Origin of the sequence: Mycobacterium angelicum, from assembly GCF_002086155.1 — a bacterium.
GTDB classification, from domain to species: Bacteria; Actinomycetota; Actinomycetes; order Mycobacteriales; family Mycobacteriaceae; genus Mycobacterium; species Mycobacterium angelicum.
The window spans coordinates 63,912-71,823 of the sequence record NZ_MVHE01000024.1 but is presented as its reverse complement, the minus strand read 5'-3'; the positions used below and the strand labels follow the sequence as shown (position 1 = coordinate 71,823).

At 67.1% G+C, this 7,912-nt stretch carries 7 protein-coding genes and 1 tRNA gene; 4 read left to right on the top strand and 4 right to left on the bottom strand.

All coding sequences use genetic code 11. The features are described 5' to 3' along the window. Together BST12_RS15875 and BST12_RS15870 are read right to left on the bottom strand one after the other, a co-directional pair. On the bottom strand, positions 1-1,408 hold a 1,408-nt coding region (locus tag BST12_RS15875), incomplete at its 3' end, for a PE family protein (RefSeq protein WP_139801711.1). 48 nt (positions 1,409-1,456) lie between these two features. Beyond that, positions 1,457-2,407, bottom strand: a complete 951-nt coding sequence (locus tag BST12_RS15870) for a class I SAM-dependent methyltransferase (protein ID WP_083114075.1) — start codon at positions 2,405-2,407, stop codon at positions 1,457-1,459. 81 nt (positions 2,408-2,488) lie between these two features. Here BST12_RS15870 and BST12_RS15865 point away from each other — a divergent pair, with 81 nt between their 5' ends. Both BST12_RS15865 and BST12_RS15860 read left to right on the top strand, forming a co-directional pair. Further along, positions 2,489-2,836, top strand: coding sequence for a nuclear transport factor 2 family protein (locus BST12_RS15865; RefSeq protein ID WP_083114074.1), 348 nt, complete (start codon positions 2,489-2,491; stop codon positions 2,834-2,836). 32 nt (positions 2,837-2,868) lie between these two features. Beyond that, a complete protein-coding gene (locus BST12_RS15860) occupies positions 2,869-3,867 on the top strand; it encodes a phosphotransferase family protein (RefSeq protein ID WP_083114083.1) in 999 nt (332 codons plus the stop codon). Here BST12_RS15860 and BST12_RS15855 read toward each other — a convergent pair. Beyond that, the gene (locus BST12_RS15855) at positions 3,864-5,426 is read right to left on the bottom strand and encodes a PE family protein (protein ID WP_083114073.1); all 1,563 of its coding nucleotides are present in this window, start codon (positions 5,424-5,426) and stop codon (positions 3,864-3,866) included. The two genes, BST12_RS15860 and BST12_RS15855, sit on opposite strands and share 4 nt — an antisense overlap. A gap of 503 nt (positions 5,427-5,929) precedes the next feature. On the opposite strand from BST12_RS15855, the gene BST12_RS15850 reads away from it, so the two are divergent. Next, a complete protein-coding gene (locus BST12_RS15850; protein ID WP_139801710.1) occupies positions 5,930-6,556 on the top strand; it encodes a hypothetical protein in 627 nt (208 codons plus the stop codon). Between the two features lie 253 nt (positions 6,557-6,809). Continuing rightward, on the top strand, positions 6,810-7,574 hold the full coding sequence (locus tag BST12_RS15845) for a DUF3800 domain-containing protein (RefSeq protein WP_083114071.1): 765 nt from the start codon (positions 6,810-6,812) through the stop codon (positions 7,572-7,574). A gap of 236 nt (positions 7,575-7,810) precedes the next feature. Here the strand turns inward: BST12_RS15845 and BST12_RS15840 are convergent. Then, a tRNA-Arg gene (locus tag BST12_RS15840) sits at positions 7,811-7,883 on the bottom strand. Positions 7,884-7,912: the final 29 nt, after the last annotated feature.

Here is a 7,912-nt window from a genome sequence, read left to right as displayed (position 1 = left end):
CCATAAGGCCGTAATACACGGTGCCGCTGCTGGTGACGAGTCTGCCGTCGCCACCCGCGCCGCCCGCACCGCCGAGTCCCGCAGCGCCGTAGAGCCATCCGCCCCGACCGCCGCCGCCGCCATCGCCGCCTGCGCCGGCGACGCCGACAAACGACTCCACGGTGGGGTCGGGATCGCTGTCCGTGAAACCGGCGAGGCCACCGGCCCCGCCAGTGGCGCCTGCCCCGCCCTTACCGATTAGACCTGCGGCGCCACCAGCACCGCCGGCGCCACCGGCGCCACCACGGAAGCCGCCCGGAGTCGCGGAATTGTTGACGTAGCCTCCGGCGGCACCGTCACCGCCGTGGCCGCCGGCGCCACCGTCACCCACCAGCCAGCCGCCGCGTCCACCCGCGCCACCTACGCCACCATCTCCGGCGCTGATCCCTCCGGCGGCACCGCCGGCCCCGCCGGCCGCACCGGCACCCCCGTTGCCGAACAATCCCGCGTCGCCACCGACCCCCCCGGCGCCGCCGGTGCCGCCGCCGAAGCCGACACCAGCCCAGTTTCCATCGCCGCCGGTCCCGCCGTGGCCGCCGGCACCGGCGTTGCCGTACAGCAAGCCGCCGGAACCACCACTGCCGCCGTCGCCGCCGCTGCCTCCGTTCACCCCGAGCAGGGGCTGGAACTTGGGGCCGAACCCGGCTCCGCCGGACGCTCCGCCGGACCCGCCGGCGCCGCCGGTACCGCCGGAGCCCCACAATCCGGCCGCGCCACCGGCTCCGCCGGCTCCGCCGTTTGAGCCCGTAGTCCCGATCGGCCCCGTGATGCCGGCGCCACCGGCACCGCCGGCACCACCGTTGCCGTACCACCAGCCGCCGTGCCCGCCGGCGCCGCCGGCGGCGTTGGCGCCACCCGCGCCGCCGGCCCCGCCGTTACCGATCAGCCCCGCCGCGCCGCCGGTTCCGCCAACGGCGTTGGCGGCGGTCTGCGAGAAGCCGTCGCCACCGTTGCCGTACAGGAGGCCGCCGGCGCCGCCGTTCGGATTTTGCGCCGTGCCGTTTGCGCCGTTACCGATCAGCGGGCGTCCCAGCAACAACTGCGTCGGAGCGTTGACCACGCCGAGCAGGTCCTGCAGCGGCGACACGCTGGCCGCTTCGGCACCGGCATACAGATTGCCGGCACTTGAGAGCGCCTGCACGAATTGCTCGTGAAACGCCGCAACGCGAGCACTGAGGGCTTGGTAGTCCTGCGCGTGGCCGGCGAACAGCGCGGCCACGGCCTCCGACACATCGTCTGCCCCCGCTGCCAATAGAGCTGTGGTTGACGGCGCGGCCAGCAAATTGGCCGAACTCAGTGCCGAACCCACACCAGCCAGATCCGCTGCCGCCACAGCAAGCAGCTCCGGAGCCGCAACCAGATACGACACCGTTGCCCCCTGTTCAGGTTTGAAGAGACCGTTGAATTGACGCTAGCGTTACGGTACGTCAACCTGGCGGCGGGCGGATACGAAAAGCGTTGGCGGCATTGAATCCTCGGTACCGGTGGGTATGGCGCGTTCATAACGGGCCATCAACTCGGTGAAGGTCGCCGCGGACGCCTCCCACCCGCGCTCGCTAAGCCAGTCCGGGAGGGCGGTGCGCTCCTCGGCGTACCAAAGGTCTTCGACGGCCGGCATGTCGGTTTCCACCAGCTGCGCGGCCACCGCGCGCATCCGCTGCATCTCTTCCCGCTGGCGCTGCACCAGGTCGGGGTCGATGAAACCGTCGGCGGGCACGTTGGAAGCCAGCCAGCTGCCGGTTGCGCTGAGCGCATGAACCCGCTCGAACAACAGATCCTGAGCCTGCGCGGGCAGGTACCGCACCAGCCCCTCGGCGGACCATGCGGTGGGCGCAGACGGGTCAAAACCGGCCTCCCGCAACGCCTTTGGCCAGTCCTGGCGGAGGTCTATCGGAATGTTCACCAATTGCGACGTCGGCTTGGCGCCGTGGCGGCGCAATGTGGCGTTCTTGAATTCGAGCACCTTGGGTTGGTCCAGCTCGTAGACGACGGTGCCGTCGGGCCACGGCAACCGCCACGCACGCGAGTCCAGGCCGGACGCCAGGATCACCACCTGACGCACGCCGGTGTCGGCCGCGTTGAGAAAGTACTCGTCGAAGAATGCCGTGCGTGTGGCCATGAAGTCGATCAGCAGCTGCGCCCGCGCTGTTATCTCGGGATCGAGTTCGCCCGCCTGGGCCAGCAGCTTCGGGTCGGCGTAGATACTCCACATCCCAGCACCGGCGGCGTCCACGAACACCCGCGCGAACGGGTCGCTGATGAGCGGGTTGGCGCTCTCGGTCTCAGCAGCACGTGCCGCGGCCACACCGAGGGCGGTGGCCCCCACGCTTTGGGTGATGTCCCAGGAGTCGTCTTCCGTACGCGCCATCGACAGTCCTCCCCAGCCTGGATAGTCAGGTTTGCCAACTATTGTTCCAGCAGTACGGTCGACAGGTCGCAAGGGAGCACCATGACACGCACGCCGCAGGAAGTGTTCGCCCACCACGGCAAGGCGCTGGCCGCGGGCGACCTCGACGAGATCGTCGCCGACTACACCGACGACTCCGTCATCATCACTTCGGCGGGCGCCGTGCGCGGCAAGGACGGCGTTCGCAGCGTGTTCGTCAAGTTGCTCGAGGATCTGCCAAACGCGGCCTGGGACTTGAAGTCCCAGATTTTCGAGGGCGACGTGCTGCTGCTCGAATGGGCCGCCGATTCGGCGGTCAACCGGGTTGACGACGGCGTGGACACCTTCGTCTTCCGCGACGGCGCGATCTGGGCCCAGACCGTTCGATACACACCACACGCCAAGGGCTGATGCTCGTGGATTTGGCGCCCGTGGCGATGTGGATGTCCGACCAGGGTTTGGGCGAGGGGCCGCTGGAGGACGTGGCCACGGTTACCGGTGGAACGCAGAACGTCATGCTGCGATTCACCCGGGCCGGCCGCCACTACGTGCTGCGCCGCGGACCGCGGCACCTACGGCCGCGCAGCAACACCGTGATACTGCGCGAAACCAGGGTCTTAGCGGCCCTGGCCGGCTCCGATGTACCACACCCGCGGCTGATCGCCACCTGTGACGATCCCGACGTGCTCGGCGATGCCGTCTTCTATTTGATGGAGCCGATCGACGGGTTCAACGCCGGCGAAGGGCTGCCGCCGCTGCATGCCGGCGATCCCAAGGTGCGGTTCGGCATGGGGCTGTCGATGGCCGACGCGTTGGCCAAGCTGGGCGCCGTCGACCACGTGGCCGTCGGGCTGGCCGATTTCGGTAAACCGGAAGGATTCCTGGAACGCCAAGTGCCGCGCTGGCTTTCAGAGCTCGACTCCTATCAGGAGTACGAGGGCTACCCGGGGCCGGAGATTCCGGGCATCGACGAGGTCGCCGGCTGGCTCGAGAGCCACCGGCCCACCGCCTGGACACCCGGGATCATGCACGGCGACTACCACGCGGCCAATGTGATGTTCTCCCGCACCGGACCCGAAGTCGTGGCGATCGTCGACTGGGAGATGTGTACGATCGGCGACCCGTTACTGGACCTTGGCTGGCTGCTGGCCACCTGGCGGCAGCCGGACGGATCCAGCGTGTTCAGTCACGCGCTGGGTGGACAGAGCGGTTTGGCCAGCACAGACGACCTTTTGCAGCGGTACGCGCTCAACACCACCCGCGACTTGTCGCACATCACCTGGTACACGGTGCTGGCCTGCTTCAAGCTCGGCATCGTCATCGAAGGCACCCTGGCCAGGGCATGTGCGGGCAAAGCCGAGAAGGAAGTCGGTGACCAGCTGCACGCCGCCACGGTGCACCTGTTCGAGCGCGCGCTGCACCTGATCGAGTCGCGGCCTTAACCGGCGAGTCCGTTGGCGCCGTCGGCGCCCTTGCCGCCTGCTACACCGATGTTGCCGGACGGGCCCTGACCGTTCGCGCCCCAGCCGCCGGCACCGGCCGCACCCCCTGCGCCGCCGCCACCACCGGCACCGCCGAGGCCGCCGGCGCCCGCGGCACCTGCGTGACTGAACAATCCGGCCCCACCACCGGCGCCGCCGTCACCGCCGGCTCCCCCCGCGCCGCCGGATGCGCCGGCGCCGCCGTCACCGCCGGTGCCACCGAGACCGCTGAAGAGGTTGACCGTGTTGGAACCGTTGCCCCCGGCCCCGCCGGCGCCACCACCGGCTCCGATGCCGCCGATACCCCCGATGCCGCCGCCGCCACCGGCACCGCCATCGCCGAACAGCATCCCGCCACGGCCACCCGCACCGCCGTGTCCACCGGCGGTGCCGCTACCCCCCGCGCTGAGCGGTCCAGTGGCGTCACCCCCATTGCCGCCCTTGCCGGCGGGGCCTTCGAGCAGGGGGTTGTAGTTGGGGCTGTTGGCATAGTTGTTCAGGCCGCCATTGCCACCCGTTCCGCCGGGCGCACCCGCGCCGCCGGCGCCGCCGTCGCCACCGGCACCGCCCGGGGTATAGGGGGCGCCGAGGACATTTCCACCATTGCCGCCGTTGCCGCCGGGCGCTCCGAAGCCGCCGGCGCCGCCGTTGCCGCCACGGCCGCCGCCCGGATTGCCGGCGCCGCCGGCACCGCCGTTGCCGCCGGCCTGGTTGACGCCTCCGGGCAGGCCGTCGGTCCCGGGCCCACCGGGATCGTTGAAGGCGCCGGGTTGGCCGGGGTTGCCGTCGAGCAGGGGCGATTTGGTGTACTCCCCGAATGGGTTGACGCCGTTGGAACCGTTGACACCGGCGCCACCGCTGCCACCTGCACCGCCGGTGCCCCACATTCCGGCATTGCCGCCGTTACCGCCGCTGCCACCGTTGAGCCCGCCGATGCCCCCTGTCCCACCGTTGCCGCGCAGCCAGCCGCCTGCGCCGCCGTTGCCGCCGGCGGCGCCGGATCCACCGAGACCACCGGCTCCGCCATTGCCCCACATTCCGGCGGCGCCCCCATTGCCGCCGGCCTGCCCGAGGCCGCCGGAACCACCCTTGCCGCCGTTGCCGTACAGCAGGCCGCCGTCGCCGCCGGCTTGCCCGGTTCCCGGCGCTCCGTCGGTGCCGTTGCCGAACAGCGGTCGACCCAGCACCGCCCGCGCGGACCCGTTGACCCCCTGCTCGAGGGCCTGCAGCGGCGAAACGTTGGCGGCTTCGGCGCTGGCGTAGGCTCCCCCGGCCGCATTCAGGGTTTGCACTATCTGGCTGTGCAGGGCCGCCGCCTGCTCACTCATCGCCTGATACTGCTGCCCGTGCGCCCCGAATATCGCCGCCATGGCGGCCGAAATCTCGTCGGCGCCGGCGGCCAGCACGCCTGTCGTAGGCATTGCCGCCGCCACGGTCGCGGTATTGATCGTCGACCCGATACCTGCCAAATCCGACGCCGCCGTCATCAACGCCTGCGGCTGTGTAAACAAATATGACACGGCACTACCTTTGCTCTTTGCGGTATTCGGGGGAGAACCGAATGCTATTAGCAGGGTGCCAATATTGGAAACGAGTTATTGTCGTCTGTTATACGTTCGTTATAAGTGATCTTGGCTGTGTAAATATGCTTTACAAATGGTGGTGGTTACTATGTCAATTAGGTTGACACGGCATTGACTAGCCATAGGCGTGCGGTGTACTCCGTGCTCAACCGCGACGGGCCGGCAGCGCGGGCCATATATCCTGCGAATTCGGCCCGGGCCGTCGACGGCCTTGGAAAATGGCTCTGTGGACGGGTTGCGCGGGAGCTGCGCTGCGGCGAAATACAGGCTTTTGCGGCCGAAATGAGATGCGTTGACCGGTTGGCATAAGCATTTGCTTTGCGGTTATGTCGAACATATGCACCGGGAGGGCTGCCGCTGGTCCGTCGCTCTGGTGGCGGCGACACACTCGGAGTCGAAGCGCACCGCTCTACGGGATCGCCTTCGCCCATCGTTAGCCTCTGGGGGTGACCGTGGGAAATTCCGTCAGGCAATCACTCGACCACTGGGCAAGACAGGACTGGGACGCAGCGCTTATTCATGCGTGCGACGCCGTCAACGGCACCGCTAAGAAACGGTATCCGCAGCAGGGCATCGCGACGCGGTTCCGGCGCACGATCCGAGATGCGCTTGACATTTTTCACGTGATGGCGGCGCCGGGCGTCGACTTCGAGACCACCCGCTTCCCGATAGCGGTGAAATCGGATCTGCCCGACGGGCGTCCCGACATTGCCGATGTCTTGTGGGGCATTTACCGCTATGGCCACGGGCATGAGGACGAGTTGCCGAAGGGCTTCGAACTGACCCGCCATGGCTCTCGCGACGAAAAGGTGAGCATCTGGCGGGACGGCAAGATCCAGCTGCCCGCGGCGGCGGCGCTGGGCCTGCTGGCGATCGCGGTGTTCGCGCCGGAGAACAAGGGCGAATCCGTGCCGATCGATTACAAGCTCAGCTGGTACCAGCACGACTTTCAGATCAGCGGTTGGTGGGGCTGGCAGGACCACTTCCGCGAGATCATCGGCAGCGCGCTGTTCTCCCAGGTGCCGGTCGACTTCGGCAAGCGGTGGGATACGTGGACGCCGATGTGACGGGGCGCTTGCCTCGCTGAGTGGGGACATACCCAACCCGCAAACGCGCTATCGCAGGTGATATCACGTTGCGAATCGCAACATGGCGCGCGTTGTCCGGGATGCCCTGGGCGCCGAGGTCGCGCAGCAGCAGCTATCTCAAACAAAGCTGGCGACCACCGAAGCCCACTACCCACAACGGGACACTCGCGGCCCCCATGTGCGTGAAGCCCTAGAGTAGTTCGCCGATCATCGAAATGGTGAGTAGCAAGACATGACCGCGGTACAAGAACGTCCGGTAGGCCCTGAATTCGCCTATATCGATGAAACGGGCGATATCGGTGTTGTGTCGAACGGCGGGTCCCACACATACACGTTGGGCTGCGTCTTGATCCCCATGCTGCGGTGGACCGATTCGTTGGATTACTTCGTCAACCTCCGCCGCAATCTGAAATTGACCTACGGCCTGAAAATGTCGCAGGAGGTTAAGGCCAATCACCTTGTCGGCATCAAGAGCGTCTACAGGGACCTTGGCCTTGGCGACGGGCAGGTTCGCGACATTTACCGTCGGCACATCGACGCCAGCGTCCAATCCTGCAGCGGAGTGGGTGCAATTGTGGTGCACAAGTCGGAGATCATCAAGCCGGACATCGACGTCTTCGGCACGGCTTGGGAGTACCTGTTCACCCGCCTACGGAAACGGACCGAAGAGCGCCAGCAACCGATCTTGATCATCCACGACCAAGGAGAAGAAGACCGCGTACGCAAGCACCTGCGACGTTTCCGGCGAGCCAACTGGCAAGGCGCTCAGTTTGGTTCAGCACGACTCCTCGTAGAAGATCCTGTACCTCGGAATTCCCAGCATTCTTACTTCATCCAGCTCGCGGATCTCGTCTCGTATGCCGCGTCGCGCCATGCAGTTCCGGCAACTGGCAAGACGACCCGCATCTGTGACAGCACGATGTGGGAACGCTTGGATCAGATCCAAATCAAGGCCATCAGCACGCGCGGCAACGGTATCTACAAATGGCCCTCGTAAACGAAGGGGAGGTGCCTCTCGGCACCTCCCTTGACGGCTAACCTACCCCGGCCATGCGACCGGATCAGCCAGCAACTCCAGTATGGCATCCAGAACCGCCAAGCCGCGCATTACGCGAAAATCGCGGGTCGCCGGGGGCGGCTGCGCCGAGATTCGTGGCGACTGAAAGTATCAGGAAAGTGTCAGATCCCGAACGTGCCGACGTCGGCATCAGCAGCGCTTCCGCTGGCGGTGAGCGCGCCCGAAGGGATTCGAACCCCTAACCTTCTGATCCGTAGTCAGATGCTCTATCCGTTGAGCTACGGGCGCCGGTCTTCAGTTGTCTAGCAGGTATCACG